Here is a 15982-nt window from a genome sequence, read left to right on the forward strand (position 1 = left end):
GTTCAACTTCTGTCATGCATTTGTTCGGCAGAGGCTCGCTTGCGGCCGAAGAGGTAGATGACCGGGAGGGTGCAGATCAGCGGGCCCAGGATGGCGAGCGGGCGTTCCAGCCACCATCTGAGGTCCGGTGGCACCTCGCCGCCGAGCGTGCCGAAGAACCACCACAGCAGCCCCAGCGCGATCGCCATGCCGGTGGTGTGGAAGAGGAACAGCGGCAGGGCGTAGCGGTTGATGGTGCCGTTGACCCGGCGCCACCCGGGCTTCTCCAGGACGCGTTCCATCGACGGCCGCAGCACCTCCACCAGGCCGATCTGGAAGAGCAGCAGCGCCACGATGACGAAGGTGGGCGGCGCCATGTTCGACCACTTGTCGCCGGGCACCCCGACCATCGAGCCGGGGTAGATGCCTGAGTAGACCAGGCCGAACAGGGCGAACAGCCCGGTCCACAGGACTCCTATGTCATAGCGCCTGGGCAGGATGACGATCCGGTCGTAGAAGAAGCCGGCCTGGTGGGCCAGCCCCCAGACGACGATCATGTTCAGCCAGCCGACCCACTCGACGCCGTACCGGAAGCGGAGCACGTCGATCACCAGGGCGGCGCCGCCCAGCCAGATGAGCGCCAGCACGTCGTAGTGGCGGTGCAGCCACAACGCCACGGGCAGCAGCGCGATCAGCACCAGGTAGACGCCGAGGAACCAGAGCGGGCTGAGCACGAGCAGCACCACCCGCCACATCCACTCGACGTGGAACACCCAGGTCACTACCGCGCCGATGGTGACCCACACGCCCACCAGCACGAGCGCGGGGGCGGCCAGCGCGCGGATGCGCCGCCAGACGAACCGGCCGATGCCGGTGCCGCGGGCCTGGGCGCGGCTCCACGACAGCAGGTGGACGTGGCCGCCGACGTAGAAGAAGAGCGGCAGCACCTGGAGCAGCCAGGTGAGTATCCACAGCCCCGAGGTGAAGCCGAGCGGGCTGGTCGGTTCGGGACCCTCGGGCTTCCACTGCAGGATGGTGAACGCCCAGTGCCACACCACCACCACGATCAGACTGAGAGCGCGCAGCCAGTCGACATATTTGTCCCGCTGCGGAGTCGCGACGCCGGTCACTTGTCGATGTCACCCACGACGAAGAACATCGAGCCGAGGATCGCCACCATGTCGGCCACCAGGTGCCCCGGCAGCATCTCCCGGAGCACCTGGATGTTGCTGTACGACGCGGAGCGCAGCTTGAGCCGCCATGGAGTCTTGTCTCCCTTGGACACGAGGTAGTAGCCGTTGATGCCGAGCGGGTTCTCGGTCCAGGCGTACGTGTGGCCCTCCGGCACCTTGAGCACCTTGGGCAGGCGCTGGTTGATGGGGCCAGGCGGCAGCGAGCGCAGCCGGTCGACGCACGCGTCGGCCAGGTCGAGCGAGACCTTGAGCTGGTCGAGCAGGATCTCGAAGCGGGCGTGGCAGTCGCCCGCGCCACGCGTGACCACCTTCACCGGCAACTCGGGATAGGCCAGGTACGGCTGATCGCGCCGCAGGTCGAGGTCGACACCGGAGGCGCGGGCGATGGGGCCGCTCACGCCGTACTGCAGGATCTGCTCGCGGGTCAGGACGCCGACGCCCTTGGTACGGGCCAGGAAGATCTCGTTGTTCAGGATGAGATTCTCGATGTCGGGCACGCGGCGCCGGGTCTCGGCGACGGTCTCAGAAACCCGGTCCAGCCAGCCGTACGGCAGGTCCTCCTTCAGCCCGCCGACCCGGTTGAACATGTAGTGCATCCGGCCGCCGGAGATCTCCTCCATGACGGCCTGGATGCGCTCGCGCTCGTTGAAGGCGTAGAAGATGGGGGTGATCGCGCCCAGCTCCAGCGGGTACGAGCCGAGGAACATCAGGTGGCTCAGCACCCGGTTCAGCTCGGCCAGCAGCGTGCGCGCCCACACGGCCCGGACCGGCACCTCCATGCCCAGCATGCGCTCGGCGGCCAGCACCACGCCCAGCTCGTTGGCGAACCCCGCCAGCCAGTCGTGCCTGTTGGCCAGCATGATGATCTGCCGGTAGTCGCGGACCTCGAACAGCTTCTCCGCGCCCCGGTGCATGTAGCCGATGATCGGCTCGGCCGTGGCGATGCGCTCGCCGTCGAGGGTGAGCCGCAGCCTGAGCACCCCGTGCGTCGACGGGTGCTGTGGGCCGATGTTGAGGATCATGTCCTCGGTGGCCAGCTCTTTCGCCCCGACGCCGATCCCGACCACGCGTTCCGTCATATGGCAATGCTGCCACCGGCAGTCGTGGTGATCCAGCACAGGAAGAGGTCAAGGAACCCTATAACGGTGCATTCCGCCCACTGGACAGGGGAGGAACATCGGGAACGGGGGGAGAAAACCGTGCAAAGAATTCTTTTCGATCTTGCTGCCCTGATCTCACGGGTGGCGATCGGTGTGATCTTCGTGACCCACGGGTGGCAGAAGATGCAGATCGGGGTGCCGGTCACGGCTGCCGCCTTCAACCAGATGGGGATACCGCTGCCGCAGCTGTCGGCCGGGTTCGCCATCCTCGTCGAGACCATCGGAGGGGTCCTGCTCATCATCGGCCTGCTGGTGCGGCTGGCGGCCCTCGGGCTGGTGGTCGACATGCTGGGCGCGATCATCTTCGTCCACGGCGCCCATGGCGTCCTGATCCAGAACGGCGGCTGGGAGCTCGCCGGTGCGCTGGCCGTGGCCTGCCTGCTGCTCGTGGCGGTGGGCGGTGGCCGGATCGGCATCGACGGCATCCTGCACGGCGGCTACCGGCGGCGCGCCGAGCGTCGCGCGGCCGAGCAGGATCTCGCGGGCCACGCTCCGCCCACCTCCATCAGGCCGGAGGCCGCTCCGGAGGCGGACACCGCCCCCAGACCGGTGCAACCGACCGCCCGGGACGGTGACATGAGGAGCATGGATGACGTCGTAGCCGACGAGCCGTCACGCGGCCGTTCGCCGAGCGCGTGACCTCAGCGTGTCGCGCGGACGTTCGCCGCGTCCGTGACCTCAGCGGGCGGCGAGGTCGCGGAGGGCGTCGACGAGGCGGTCCACGTGCTCCTCCGTGGTGCCGATGCCGATCGAGGCGCGGACCGCGGAGGCCGTGTCGTCCTCACAGCCGCCGTCGGCGGTGCCGAGCAGGTGCCGGACGAAGGGGTGCGCGCAGAACTTGCCGTCACGCACGCCGATCCCGTACTCGCCCGACAGCACCTCGGCCACCTCGCGCGCCGAGTGCCCGTCCACGACGAACGAGACGATGCCCACGCGTGGCTGGTCCGGCCCCCAGAGCGACAGCTCGCGCACGCCCTCGATCGCCGCCAGACCGGACCGGAGGCGGGTGATGAGCCGCTCCTCCTCGCGCACCAGCGCGGTCCAGCCGGTGGCGCTGAGCGCGTCGCAGGCGGCGGCCACGGCGATGGCGCCCAGGACGTTCGGGGTGCCCGCCTCGTGACGCGGCTCGGCGTCCTCGTGCCACTCGATGTCCTCGTCGACGGAGCGCACGGCGCCGCCGCCCTTGAGGTACGGCTCGCCGGAGGAGAGCCAGTCACGGCGGCCGACCAGCACCCCGGCCCCGAAGGGCGCGTAGAGCTTGTGCCCGGAGAAGGCGACGTAGTCGAGGTCGAGCGCGGTCAGGTTGAGCCGCCGGTGCGGCACCAGCTGGGCGGCGTCCACCAGGATCCGGGCTCCGTGGCGGTGCGCGATGTGCGCCAGGGCGGCGATGGGCCAGAGCTCGCCGGTGACGTTGGAGGCGGCGGTGACCACGAGCAGCTTGGGGCCGTCGATCCCGGCCAGCGCCTCGTCGGCGGCGCGGACGGCCTCGCCGGGGAAGGCGGGCGGCGCCAGCCGTACGGACTGCTTCCAGGGCAGCAGCGAGGCGTGGTGCTCGGTGTCGAAGACGACCGCGGTCGTGCCCTCGGGCAGGCAGCGGGCCAGCAGGTTCGTCGCGTCGGTGGTGTTGCGGGTGAAGATCACCGCGTCGTCGGGGCGGGCGCCGACGAACGCCCTGACCGTGTGGCGGGCCTGCTCGTAGCGGGCGGTGGTGAGCTGGGAGGCGTAGCCCGCGCCGCGGTGGACGCTGGAGTAGGCCGGGAGCGCGGCGGTGACGGCGGCACTGACCGGCTCCAGACAGGGGGCGCTCGCCGCGTAGTCGAGGTTGGCGTACGTCACCAGCCTGCCGCCCTTGACCGGCACTTCCAGATCGGCGCCCAGCACGGCGGGGATCGGACGGGCGCGCCCGGCAGCCGGCGCCTCGGTGGCCTGAGCGGGCAGGGAGCTGAAGATCGTCAACGTGGACACGGCGAACCTCCTGGGGCCATCGGACCCCCGGAACACCCAGCGAGCCCGCGCTTGCCCGCCACCCCTCGTGACGGACCAGGTCTTCACCCGGGGCACCCCGCCGCGGACGCGAGGGTTGCCGGCCAGCAAGCCGGGGCTGTGCGCTGGCACTCATGACCTACATCCGCACTATAACCGACACCCAGCCATGAATCGCAACCGCGAACTTATGCGGCCCCTGCCTCGTTGGTAACTGAAACCCCTGCTGTGAGGAGTACTAATGCTGGACTGGGTGGCCGACCCTCAGATCTGGATCGGGTTTTTCACCCTGGTCGCACTAGAGATCGTCCTTGGTATCGACAACATCATCTTCATCTCCATCCTGGCCGGGAAGCTGCCGCCCGAGCAGCGCGACAGGGCCCGGGTCATGGGCCTGGGCGCGGCGCTGATCAGCCGGCTGCTCCTGCTGCTGGCGCTGTCGTGGGTGGTCCGGCTGACCACGCCACTGTTCGAGGTCTTCGGCCACGGGATATCAGGGCGTGACCTGATCCTGCTGCTGGGCGGTCTGTTCCTGCTGGCCAAGAGCGTCACCGAGATCGGGCACAGCATGGAGCTGAAGGAGGAGAACGGCAAGGGCCGGGCCGTCACGTCGTTCGCCTCGGTGATCGTGCAGATCATGATCCTGGACGTGGTGTTCTCGCTCGACTCGGTGATCACCGCTGTGGGCATGGTGGACGAGCTCGGCGTGATGATCGCCGCGGTGATCGTGGCGGTGCTGGTCATGCTGTTCGCGTCCGGGCCGATCAGCAGGTTCGTGGACAAGCATCCGAGCATCAAGATGCTGGCTCTGGCGTTCCTGGTGCTGATCGGGGTGGTGCTCATCGCCGAGGGGCTCGGCCAGCACATCGCCAAGGGCTACATCTACTTCGCGATGGCCTTCTCGGTGATCGTGGAGCTGCTCAACATCCGGATGCGGAGCAGGCACGCCAAGCAAGCATCCTCATAAGATGAAAAAGTGCGCTTCGATCCCTGGAATCCGGATTTTGTCGCCTACCCCTATGGCGCGTACGCGGAGCTGAGGAGTGACGCCCCCGTCAGCTACTTCGAGCCGACGGGGCAGTGGCTGATCTCCCGGCACGCGGACGTGAACGCGCTGCTCAGAGACCGCCGGCTGGGCCGCTCCTATCTCCACGTGGCCACGCACGAGGAGTTCGGCAGGCCGGACGAGCCGGCGTTCCAGGAACCGTTCTGGCGGGTGACCAGGGCCGGCATGCTCGATGTGGAGCCGCCGGTGCACACCAGGCTGCGCCGGCTGGTCTCCAAGGCGTTCACCCCGCGCATGGTCGAGTCGCTGCGCCCCCGGGTCAGGGCCATCGCCGAGGGGCTGGTCGAGGCGTTCGTCGAGAAGGGCGGCGGCGACCTGATCGCCGAGGTCGCCGAGCCGCTGCCGGTGACCGTCATCGCGGAGATGCTCGGCGTGCCCGAGGCGGACCGGCACCTGCTGCGCCCCTGGTCGGCCGACATCTGCCGGATGTACGAGCTGAACCCGAGCGTGGAATCGCAGCACGTGGCCGCCAAGGCGGCGGCGGAGTTCGCCGCCTACCTCGCGGACCTGGCCCGCGAGCGGGCCGTCCGGCCGGGCGACGACCTGATCAGCGCGCTCGCGGCGATCGAGGAGCTCACCGAGGACGAGCTGATCGGCACCTGCGTGCTGCTGCTCAACGCCGGTCACGAGGCGACCGTGAACGTGACGGGCAACGGCTGGTGGTCCCTGTTCAGGAACCCCGCCGAGCTGGTACGCCTGCGCGAGGACCGTGGCCTGCTGCCCACGGCCGTCGAGGAGCTGATGCGCTGGGACACGCCGCTGCAGATGTTCGAGCGGTGGGTGCTGGAGGACATCGAGGTGCACGGGGTCGAGATCCCGCGCGGGGCCGAGGTCGCGCTGCTGTTCGGCTCGGCCAACCGCGACGAGGCGGTGTTCGACGACCCTGACCGGCTCGACGTGGGTCGCCCGGACAACCCGCACATCTCCTTCGGGGCGGGGATCCACTTCTGCCTGGGCGCGCCGCTGGCCCGCATCGAGCTGATCGAGTCGTTCGGCGCCCTGCTGGAACGGGCGCCGAAGCTGGAGCTCACCCGCGAGCCGGAGTGGAAGCCGGGCTACGTCATCCGCGGCCTGAAGTCCCTCGACCTGACGACGGGCTGACGCGGCCACCTCGACTGCCCGCCAACCTCTGCCCTGACGGACCGTCTGCTTCCGCTCTCCCGGAGGGGTCCCCTCCTAAGGACCTCAGCCACGACGGACCGGCCACTTCCGCTCCCCCGGAGGGGGTATTCCTCCCCAGGGACCTCAGCCACGACGGACCGGCCACTTCCGCTCCCCCGGAGGGGGTATTCCTCCCCAGGGACCTCAGCCACGACGGGCCGTCACAGAGACCGAGACGGTCGTGGGACGGGCCATCGCCGATGGGTCACCGGCGGTCCTGGACGAGCCAGCCGAAGCCGCCGAGACCCCTCGGGTCGATCAGCTCGCCCTCCTCCGAGGCGCGGGCCAGGGCCCGGAGATAAGCCGTCGGATCGGCGTGCGCGAGGTCGATGGGCGGACGCGTGCCGGTGACCCCCAAAGCCCTTAGCGCATCGCGCTGTGTGGACAAGCCTGTGGATATCGCACCGGCCCGCCGACCGGCCTCGGCGCACGCGTCGAGCGCCACGTGCGCGGTGATGTCGCAGGTACCGTCGGGGATGGGCGCCACGACCGCGCCATCCCGGTAGCCGGTGAGTGTGCCATGGCACGGACGGTTATCCACAGGGTGTGCATAATCGATGGCCACCGCGCGACCCCTCCTGAGACGGGTCACCACGGCCGCCCACGCGGCGTCGCGCGGGCACCCGATCTCCCCCCGGAAGCCGATGCGGCTCAGCGACGGCCACCACCGGCCGAGCCAGGCGCGGTCGGTGTCGGGCACCGGGTCGCCCAGCCGTTCCTCACCCGTCTCGGTGTCGACCAGAACCAGCCGCGGCCCGTCGGCCGTCTGCTCGGCCACGTCGAGCGGAACGTTGTCCAGCCACTCGTTGGCGATCGCCAGCCCGGTGATGACGGAGGGGATCCGGGGGCGCCAGTCGATGCTCTTGGGCAGGTCGTCGGGTCTGGGCGAGAGGTCGACGGCGGTGATGTTGAGCCTGGCGCGCAGCCCGGGATCGGCGGCGTCGAGCACGCGGGCCACCAGGGCGCCCTCTCCCGCGCCGATGTCGACCAGGTCGATGCTCTCCGGGAAGCCGAGGTCGGCGTCGACCTGGTTGAGCAGGGCCAGAACCGCGTCGGCGAAGGCGGCCGAGGCGCTGACCGACGTACGGAAGTGGCCCGAAGGGCGCTCGCGGAGGTAGAAACCGTCCTCGCCGTACAGCGCGTGCTGCATCGCGGCGCGCCAGGTGAGCCACATGCCCTGGACTATCTCACGAAGTAAGCCCCCCCGTAGATCAACGCGGGCGTCGGGTCGACAACTCGGCGCCCGCCACCACGAGATGAACCCCTCTCCTCATCTCTTCCGACAGGGGGTGCATGTTTTGTATGCCCTTGTCCCTTTTGTGGGTAACTCAACATGCGGCAAAAGCCTGGTCACGTACGTAGTCGCGGGCGGCCGTTACGCTGGGCGGCAGTGCCATCAGGGTCGACAGAGGTGGGACGTCATGGACGCAGGGGATCGGCCGGCGCGGCTGGCCGTGGGCGTGCTGGGCGCGGGCAAGGTGGGTTCGGTGCTGGGTGCCGCACTGGCGCAGGCCGGACACTATGTGGTCGCCGCCAGCGGGGTCTCCGACGCCTCGCACCGGTGGGCGGCGGAGCGGCTCGGCGTGCAGCCGACCCGGCCCGAGGAGGTCGTCAAGACGGCTGAGCTGATCCTGCTCACCGTGCCCGACGACGCGCTGCCCGATCTGGTCAACGGTCTGGCCTCGACCGGCGCGGACCTGCGGGGCAAGCTGCTCGTGCACACCAGCGGCGCGTACGGGCTGTCGGTGCTCGAGCCGGCCGCCAAGGCGGGCGCGCTGCCGCTCGCGCTCCATCCGGTGATGACGTTCACCGGGAGGGACGACGATCTCAACCGCATCACCGGCATCTCGTTCGGCGTGACCGCGCCTGACACGCTCAGGCCCATCGCCGAGGCCCTGGTCATCGAGATGGGCGGCGAGCCGGTCTGGATCGCCGACGCCGACCGTGCCCTCTACCACGCGGCCCTGGCCGGGGCGGCCAACCACATGGTCACGCTCATCGCCGAGTCGCAGGAGCTCCTGCGGGGCATCGGCGTGGAGCATCCGGGCATCATGCTCGGGCCGCTGCTCGGCGCGGCGCTCGACAACGTGCTGCGGCTGGGCATCGCCGGACTGACCGGTCCCGTGGTGCGGGGGGACGCGGGCACCGTACGCAAGCATGTCGACGCGCTGATCCTGGCGGCCCCCGAGGCGGCCGACGCCTACATCGCCCTCGCTAGGCTCACGGCGGACCGCGCGCTCGCCGCGGGGCTGCTGAAGCCCGAAGAGGCCGAGCGCCTGCTCGACGCGCTCGGAGGCAACATATGGACCTGATCGTCGCCAAGAACCGCACCGACCTGGTCAAAGCGCGCGGCGAGGGGAGCGTCGCGCTGGTGCCCACCATGGGTGCGCTGCACGAGGGTCACCGCTCCCTGATCCGCGAGGCCCGCGTACGCGCCGACCACGTCGTGGTCAGCATCTTCGTCAATCCTCTGCAATTTTCGCCAAACGAGGATTTTTCCCGCTATCCGCGGACGTTCGACGCGGACCTGGAGGCGTGCCGGGCCGAAGGCGTGGACGTCGTCTTCGCCCCGTCGGCCGACGACATGTATCCCCCTGGCCGCCAGGTCAGCGTCCAGTCGGGCGAGATGGGCACGATCGTCGAGGGCGCCGTCCGGCCCGGTCACTTCGACGGTGTGCTCACGGTCGTGCTCAAGCTGTTCAACCTCGTCCAGCCCGACGTGGCGGTCTTCGGGCAGAAGGACGCCCAGCAGCTCGCCATGATCCGCCGGATGGTCGCCGACCTCGACCTGCCGATCGACATCGTCGGCGCGCCGACCGTCCGCGAGCCCGACGGCCTGGCGCTGTCGAGCCGCAACCGCTACCTGTCCACCGACGAGCGGCAGGTCGCCCTGACGCTCTCCAGGGCCCTACGGGCGGGCGCGGCGGAGGCCGCGGCCCTTCCGAATCGAGCGGCGGAGGCTGCGGCCCTTCCAGATCGAGCGGCGGAGGCCGCGGCCCTTACGGAGGGGGCGGCGGAGTCCGTCCCGGCCAGGATCCGGGCGGCGGCGCTGGCCGTGCTGGAGGGCGCGGCTCCACGACTCGCGCTCGACTACCTGGTGCTCGTCGATCCGGCCACGTTCGCCGAAGTGAGCGAGTCATACCGGGGCGAGGCGGTGCTCGCGGTGGCCGCCAAGGTCGGCACCACCCGGCTGATCGACAACGCCGTCCTGTCGCTCGATCCGGCCTGACAGGGCCTCGCCAGACGGTTCGCGCGCCCCACGCCGTCGTCTCACCCGACCTCCAGACGGACGCTTCCAGGCGACCCCAGCCGATGCGCTCGGCTGGGATGAGGTCTCCCCCAGCTACTCGCGTTCCCGGAGGACTGAGCACACCCCCCGGAGTCACCACCGCAGTCGGTGGGTTATCGTCATGTTGACGAAATCGCCTCAATGAGGAGAGTCCATGAGCGCACCGGCGATTCCCCTCCGACTGACGGCCCCCGACCCCGGCTGGATCGCCGAGGCCGACGTGGTCGTCGTGGGCTCCGGCATCGCCGGGCTGACCGTGGCCCTGCGCTATGCCGAGCTGGACCCCGCGGCCAAGGTCCTCGTCGTCACCAAGGACGTGCTCTCGTCCGGATCCACCCGGTGGGCCCAGGGCGGGATCGCGGCCGTGCTCGACCCGCACGACACTCCCGACGAGCATCTGAACGACACGTTGATCGCCGGAGTGGGCCTGTGCGACGTGCGGGCCGTACGGACGCTGGTGACCGAGGGGCCGGGCGCGCTGCGGCGGCTGATGGAGCGCGGCGCCCGGTTCGACCGGACCCCCGACGGCGAGCTCCAGCTCACCCGGGAAGGCGGTCACCGGCGCGACAGGATCGTGCACGCGGGCGGCGACGCCACCGGAGCCGAGGTGCAGCGGGCGCTGGCCGAGGCGGTCAGGGCGGGCGCGGTGGAGGTCATCGAGCACGCGCTGGTCCTCGACCTGCTGACGGACGCGCGCGGCCGGGCCAGGGGCGTGACGCTGCACGTCATGGGCGAGGGCGCCCGCGACGGCGTGGGCGCGGTGCACGCGCGGGCGGTCGTGCTGGCCACCGGCGGCATGGGGCAGGTGTACGCGTCCACCACCAATCCCGTCGTCTCCACCGGCGACGGCGTCGCGCTCGCGCTCAGGGCGGGAGCCGTGGTGCGCGACATCGAGTTCGTCCAGTTCCATCCCACGGTGCTGTGGCTCGGCGAGGAGTCGACCGGGCAGCAGCCGCTGATCTCCGAGGCGGTCAGGGGCGAGGGCGCCTTCCTGATCGACCACGAGGGCCGCGCGTTCATGAGGGGCGTGCACGAGCTGGCCGACCTGGCGCCGCGCGACGTCGTCGCCAAGGCCATCACGCGTACGATGCGCGAGAGCGGGCAGAGCCACGTCTTCCTCGACGGCCGACACTTCGGTGAGGAGCGGTGGAAGACCCGCTTCCCCACGATCTACGCGGTCTGCCGCGAGCACGGCATCGACCCGGCCACCGAGCCCATCCCCGTCGCCCCGGCCGCCCACTACGCCAGCGGCGGGGTCAGGACCGATCTGCACGGCCGTACCTCCATCGAGGGCCTCTACGCGTGCGGCGAGGTCGCGTGCACGGGCGTGCACGGCGCGAACAGGCTCGCGTCCAACTCGCTGCTGGAGGGCCTGGTCTTCGCCGAGCGCATCGCCGCGGACATCCACGCGGTGAGCGGGGCCGAGGAGCGGGCGCCGATACCGCCGGAAGGGGCGGCAGGGCAGGCGTCGGTATCGCCGGAAGGGGCGGCGGGGCAGGCGTCGGTACGACGCGCGCCGGGCGAGGTGGTCGCGAGCCGGGCGGCCACGGGCCTGGCCGACCCGCGCATCCGCGCCAAGGTCCAGGCCCGCATGAGCGGGGGAGCGAGCGTGCTGCGCAGCCGTGAGTCGCTCGCGGAGACGGCGCGGGCGCTCCGGGACGCCCGGTGGACCCCGGTCCAGGTGCAGCCCTGCACGGAGTCGTGGGAGGCCACGAACCTGCTGACCGTCGCCACCGTGCTGGTGGGCGCCGCCCGGGCCCGGTTGGAGACGCGCGGCTCGCACTGGCGCGAGGACTTCCCCGGCCGAGACGACAATGACTGGCTGGGTCACCTGGACGTGACCCTGACCGAGGAGGGGCCCCAGATGACGTACACGCCGCACGGCGACACCACGCCGCCGCGACTGGCGCAGGAGCTGGCCGCCGCCGGGCTGGATCCGGCGGAGATCGACGCGCTGATCGACCGGGCCCTCGCCGAGGACCTGCAAGAGGCGGGCGACGTGACGAGCCTGGCCACCATCCCGGCGGAGCAGCGCGCGGTCGCGGACGTGGTGGCCCGCAAGGACGGCATCGTCGCCGGGCTGGCCGTGGCCGAGGCGGTGTTCGTCCGGCTGGGCGCGGCCCGTACGGAGCGGCGGGCCAAGGACGGCGAGCGCGTCCGCGCGGGTGACGTACTGATGACCGTGGAGGGCCCGGTCAGGGGCCTGCTGACGGCGGAGCGCAGCGCGCTCAACCTGCTCACGCACCTGTCCGGCATCGCGACGCTGACCGGCAGGTGGGTCGAGGCGGTCAGCGGCACCCGGGCGAGGGTGCGTGACAGCCGCAAGACGCTGCCCGGCCTGCGGGCGCTGGAGAAGTACGCGGTGCGCTGCGGCGGCGGCGTCAACCACCGGATGTCCCTGTCGGACGCGGCGCTGATCAAGGACAACCACGTGGTGGCCGCCGGCGGCGTGGCCGAGGCGTTCCGCGCGGTGAGAGAGCGCTATCCGGAGCTGCCGATCGAGGTGGAGGTGGACCGGATCGACCAGCTCGGCCCGGTGCTCGAAGAAGGCGCCGAGGAGATCCTGCTCGACAACTTCACGGTCGAGGAGACCGCCCAAGCCGTCCACATCGTGAGAAATCGGGCGAAGCTTGAGGCTAGTGGAGGGTTGACCTTGGAATCGGCCCGCGCTGTGGCCGAAACTGGCGTTGACTACCTTGCGGTGGGAGCGCTCACGCACTCGGCGCCGGCCCTCGACATCGCACTGGATCTACGGGGGTAATCGATGCTGCTCACGATCGACGTCGGCAACACGCACACGGTGCTCGGCCTGTTCGAGGGCGAGGAAGTCATCGAGCACTGGCGGCTGGCCACGGACGCCCGCCGCACCGCCGACGAGATCGCGGTCGTGCTCCAAGGGCTGCTCACCCAGTCTCCATTGCTCAAGGGAGCCGATGTCAGCGGCATCGCGATCTGCTCGACCGTGCCGAGTGTGCTCAACGAGATGCGCGAGATGTGCCGCCGTTACTACGGCGACGTGACCGCGGTGATCGTGGAGCCGGGCATACGTACCGGCGTGCCCGTCCGCATGGACAACCCCAAGGAGGTCGGCAGCGACCGGATCGTCAACGCGCTGGCGGCCATCGACCAGTACGGCGGCCCCTGCGTCATCGTCGACTTCGGCACCGCGACCTCGTTCGACGCGGTGTCGGCCAAGGGCGAGTACATCGGCGCGGTCACCGCGCCCGGCATCGAGATCTCCGTCGACGCCCTGGCGGCGGCGGGCGCCCAGCTGCACAAGGTGGAGCTGGTCAGGCCGCGCTCGGTCATCGCCAAGAACACCGTCGAGGCGCTCCAGGCCGGCATCATCTACGGCTTCGCGGGCCAGGTCGACGGCATCGTCGAGCGGATGACGGCCGAACTGGCCGACGACCCCGACGAGGTGACCGTGGTGGCCACCGGCGGGCACGCGGCGCTGGTGGTGGGCGAGTCGCGCTCGATCGACGTGCACGAGCCGTGGCTGACGCTGATCGGCCTGCGGCTGATCTACAACAGGAACACGGCATGAACAAGCGGCCCCCCGCTCGGGTGAGGGGGCCGCTTGCGTTCGTGGACTGTCTCTACCTGGCCGGTTACTCGGAGTCGCCGGTGTACAGGTAGCCCCAGCTGCCGCAGTTGCGCGGGTAGGAGCCGTGGAGGTCGATCTGGCAGACCTTCACGCGGAGGCTGGAGACGTCGTCGCTGTCGAAGGAGAAGCGCTTGAAGGCCGGGTAGCCGCAGTACTTCTTGGTGTAGACCGTCGACCAGTTGTCGTCGAAGTCGCTGGCCTGGAACTTCACGTACGCGCACTTGCCGCCCTCGTCGTAGCTGCGGTTGTCCAGGTCCCAGAGCTTGCCCTTGACGGTGATCGTGTTCGACTCGTGGTCGTCGTCGTCCCAGTCCACATCGACCCAGCCGGAGGCCTTGGCCTGGTAGTGCTGCGAGTAAACCGGGCCCCAGGAGTCGGAGTCCGCGGTGCTGGCGCTGGCGGCCGAAGGCAGCGCTAAGGCCAGCGCGCTCGTGGCGGCGACGGCGGCGAGGCCGGTCGCGAGCTTCTTCATCATGATCTCTCCTTGAGCTCCCCCTGGGCCAGCGCCTTGCCGGTTCCCCCCTGAGCTCGATGTGTCATTGGTACGGGAGAGTTCTTGCAGCCACCCTGCAGAGAGGTGACGAGCCCTTGCAGTTCGCCATATCCCCTACTCTTTGATGCTGTGAGCGACGAACTTCCCGAGCAGATGCGCATCCGGAGGGAGAAGCTCGACCGCCTTCGCAGTGAAGGCGTCGATCCTTACCCGGTGACCTTTCCCCGCACGGCGACCAACGCCGAGGTCAGGGAGAAATACCAGGCCCTCGACCCGGACACCGCGACCGGCGACAAGGTCGGCGTCGCGGGCCGCGTCATGCTCAACCGCGTGGGCGGCAAGCTCTGCTTCGCCACACTCCGCGACGGCAGCGGCGACCTGCAAGTGATGATCTCGCTCGACAAGGTCGGCGAGGAGTCGCTGGCGGCCTGGAAGCGCGACGTCGACCTGGGCGACCACGTGGGTGTGGAGGGCGAGGTCATCACCTCCCGCCGCGGCGAGCTGTCGATCCTGGCCGACCGCTGGCAGATCACCGCCAAGTGCCTGCGCCCGCTGCCGGAGAAGCATGTCGGCCTCACCGACCCAGAGGCCCGCGTACGCCAGCGCTACGTCGACCTCATCGTCAACGACGAGGCCCGGGAGATGGCCCGCATCCGCAGCGCCACGGTGCGCGCGGTGCGTGACTTCTGGCACGAGGAGGGCTACCTCGAGGTCGAGACGCCCATGCTGCAGCCGATCCACGGCGGCGCGACGGCCCGGCCGTTCAAGACCCACATCAACGCCTACAACATGGAGCTCTACCTTCGCATCGCGATCGAGCTCTACCTGAAGCGGCTCGTGGTCGGCGGCATCGAGAAGGTCTTCGAGATCAACCGCAACTTCCGCAACGAGGGCGCGGACTCCACGCACAACCCCGAGTTCACGATGATCGAGGCGTACGGCACCTACCTCGACTACAACGACATGGCCGACCTGACCCAGCGGATGTACCAGAAGGCCGTCGTGGCCGCGCTGGGCACCTCGGTGGTCGTCCACGACGGTGTCGAGGTGGACCTGGGCATCCCGGAGTGGCCGCGCATCACGCTGTACGGCGCGGTGTCCGAGGCGCTCGGCGAGGAGGTCACCACCGACACCCCGCTCGAGCAGGTCCGGAAGTTCGCCGACGGGCGCGACATCCACTGGGACCCGAAGTGGGGCCAGGGCAAGCTCGTCCAGGAGATCTTCGAGGCCCTCGTCGAGCACACGCTCATCCAGCCGACGTTCGTCATGGACTACCCGCTGGAGACCTCCCCGCTGACCCGCCAGCACCGCGACAACCCGCTGCTGACCGAGAAGTGGGACCTCATCGGGTTCGGCACCGAGCTGGGCACCGCCTACTCCGAGCTCGTCGACCCGGTCGAGCAGCGCCGGCGCCTGGTGGAGCAGTCACTGCTGGCCGCCGGGGGCGACCCGGAGGCCATGCAGCTCGACGAGGACTTCCTGCAGGCGCTGGAGTACGCCATGCCGCCCACGGGTGGCATGGGGGCCGGGATCGACCGGATGATCATGGCCTTCACGGGCAAGAGCATCCGGGAAACGATCTTGTTCCCGCTGGTCAAGCCGACCAACTGAGTATGTCGGCCCGGCTCCCACGCCGGGCCGAACCGGTCCGGTTCGCCGGTTCGCGGCGCCCGCGTACGGACGCTGCCGGGCCGATGGGGTTGACAGCGGTCCGGTCTCCTGCGGCGAGTAGGAGAACGCGGGCGGCGACCTTCGCCGGTTCGTTGACGCGGGCCGGCGCGCCGGGCAAGCCATCTCCCGGCCGCCCGCGCCGGGCCGCGATGGGCGGCGCCTCCCTCCGGCGCCTGAACCGTTCATACTCCTTGACGCGCATCGCCGACCCGGCCGCAAGCAGCCATATTTCCGATGATGCACATATGAAGTGCGAATAATATTCGCGTTCACCGGATCGAAGCCCGGCAGGTCCACAGGGCTCGCGCTGGAGCCGTTGTAAGGACGGCTGTGATCCCTCATCTGGCCCCGAAGTGTGCCGACATATGGCGAGTACTTCA

At 70.0% G+C, this 15982-nt stretch carries 13 protein-coding genes and 1 riboswitch; of the genes, 8 read left to right on the plus strand and 5 right to left on the minus strand.

The genetic code is table 11. The features are described from left to right. Positions 1-2 precede the first annotated feature (2 nt). Entirely contained in the window at positions 3-1109 is a 1107-nt protein-coding gene (locus AB0B61_RS12050; protein WP_358431139.1) for an acyltransferase, read from the minus strand. Beyond that, positions 1106-2251 carry an NADH-quinone oxidoreductase subunit D gene (locus AB0B61_RS12055; protein ID WP_358431142.1) on the minus strand — a complete coding sequence of 382 codons (1146 nt, stop codon included), beginning with the start codon at positions 2249-2251 and terminating at the stop codon, positions 1106-1108. The genes AB0B61_RS12050 and AB0B61_RS12055 overlap by 4 nt, the downstream gene beginning before the upstream one ends. A 120-nt stretch (positions 2252-2371) precedes the next feature. Here AB0B61_RS12055 and AB0B61_RS12060 point away from each other — a divergent pair, with 120 nt between their 5' ends. Continuing rightward, positions 2372-2971 carry a DoxX family protein gene (locus AB0B61_RS12060; protein ID WP_358431144.1) on the plus strand — a complete coding sequence of 200 codons (600 nt, stop codon included), beginning with the start codon at positions 2372-2374 and terminating at the stop codon, positions 2969-2971. Between the two features lie 39 nt (positions 2972-3010). On the opposite strand, the gene AB0B61_RS12065 is transcribed toward AB0B61_RS12060, so the two are convergent. Beyond that, positions 3011-4270, minus strand: a complete 1260-nt coding sequence (locus tag AB0B61_RS12065) for an aminotransferase class V-fold PLP-dependent enzyme (protein WP_358431386.1) — start codon at positions 4268-4270, stop codon at positions 3011-3013. Positions 4271-4339: 69 nt separating this feature from the next. After that, positions 4340-4455: riboswitch (SAM riboswitch) on the minus strand. Positions 4456-4556: 101 nt separating this feature from the next. Here AB0B61_RS12065 and AB0B61_RS12070 point away from each other — a divergent pair. After that, positions 4557-5282 carry a TerC family protein gene (locus tag AB0B61_RS12070; protein WP_358431146.1) on the plus strand — a complete coding sequence of 242 codons (726 nt, stop codon included), beginning with the start codon at positions 4557-4559 and terminating at the stop codon, positions 5280-5282. A gap of 9 nt (positions 5283-5291) precedes the next feature. Beyond that, entirely contained in the window at positions 5292-6482 is a 1191-nt protein-coding gene (locus AB0B61_RS12075) for a cytochrome P450 (protein WP_358431149.1), read from the plus strand. A gap of 265 nt (positions 6483-6747) precedes the next feature. On the opposite strand, the gene AB0B61_RS12080 is transcribed toward AB0B61_RS12075, so the two are convergent. After that, on the minus strand, positions 6748-7716 hold the full coding sequence (locus AB0B61_RS12080; protein WP_358431150.1) for an SAM-dependent methyltransferase: 969 nt from the start codon (positions 7714-7716) through the stop codon (positions 6748-6750). Between the two features lie 247 nt (positions 7717-7963). Here AB0B61_RS12080 and AB0B61_RS12085 point away from each other — a divergent pair, with 247 nt between their 5' ends. The 4 genes from AB0B61_RS12085 to AB0B61_RS12100 all read left to right on the plus strand — a co-directional run bounded on the left by AB0B61_RS12085 (position 7964) and on the right by AB0B61_RS12100 (position 13378). Then, entirely contained in the window at positions 7964-8854 is an 891-nt protein-coding gene (locus tag AB0B61_RS12085; protein ID WP_358431152.1) for a DUF2520 domain-containing protein, read from the plus strand. Beyond that, positions 8845-9771, plus strand: coding sequence for a pantoate--beta-alanine ligase (gene panC / locus AB0B61_RS12090; protein ID WP_358431154.1), 927 nt, complete (start codon positions 8845-8847; stop codon positions 9769-9771). The genes AB0B61_RS12085 and panC overlap by 10 nt, the downstream gene beginning before the upstream one ends. Before the next feature lie 214 nt (positions 9772-9985). Beyond that, positions 9986-12592: an L-aspartate oxidase gene (locus tag AB0B61_RS12095; protein WP_358431156.1), complete on the plus strand. Its 2607-nt coding sequence runs from the start codon at positions 9986-9988 to the stop codon at positions 12590-12592. Positions 12593-12595: 3 nt separating this feature from the next. Further along, the gene (locus tag AB0B61_RS12100; RefSeq protein WP_358431158.1) at positions 12596-13378 is read left to right on the plus strand and encodes a type III pantothenate kinase; all 783 of its coding nucleotides are present in this window, start codon (positions 12596-12598) and stop codon (positions 13376-13378) included. Between the two features lie 64 nt (positions 13379-13442). On the opposite strand, the gene AB0B61_RS12105 is transcribed toward AB0B61_RS12100, so the two are convergent. Next, a complete protein-coding gene (locus AB0B61_RS12105; RefSeq protein ID WP_358431160.1) occupies positions 13443-13913 on the minus strand; it encodes a hypothetical protein in 471 nt (156 codons plus the stop codon). 147 nt (positions 13914-14060) lie between these two features. Here AB0B61_RS12105 and lysX point away from each other — a divergent pair, with 147 nt between their 5' ends. Continuing rightward, a complete protein-coding gene (gene lysX / locus AB0B61_RS12110) occupies positions 14061-15542 on the plus strand; it encodes a bifunctional lysylphosphatidylglycerol synthetase/lysine--tRNA ligase LysX (RefSeq protein ID WP_358431162.1) in 1482 nt (493 codons plus the stop codon). The last annotated feature ends 440 nt before the right edge of the window (positions 15543-15982 follow it).

It is taken from the genome of Nonomuraea sp. NPDC049158 (genome assembly GCF_040648335.1).
GTDB lineage: Bacteria > Actinomycetota > Actinomycetes > Streptosporangiales > Streptosporangiaceae > Nonomuraea.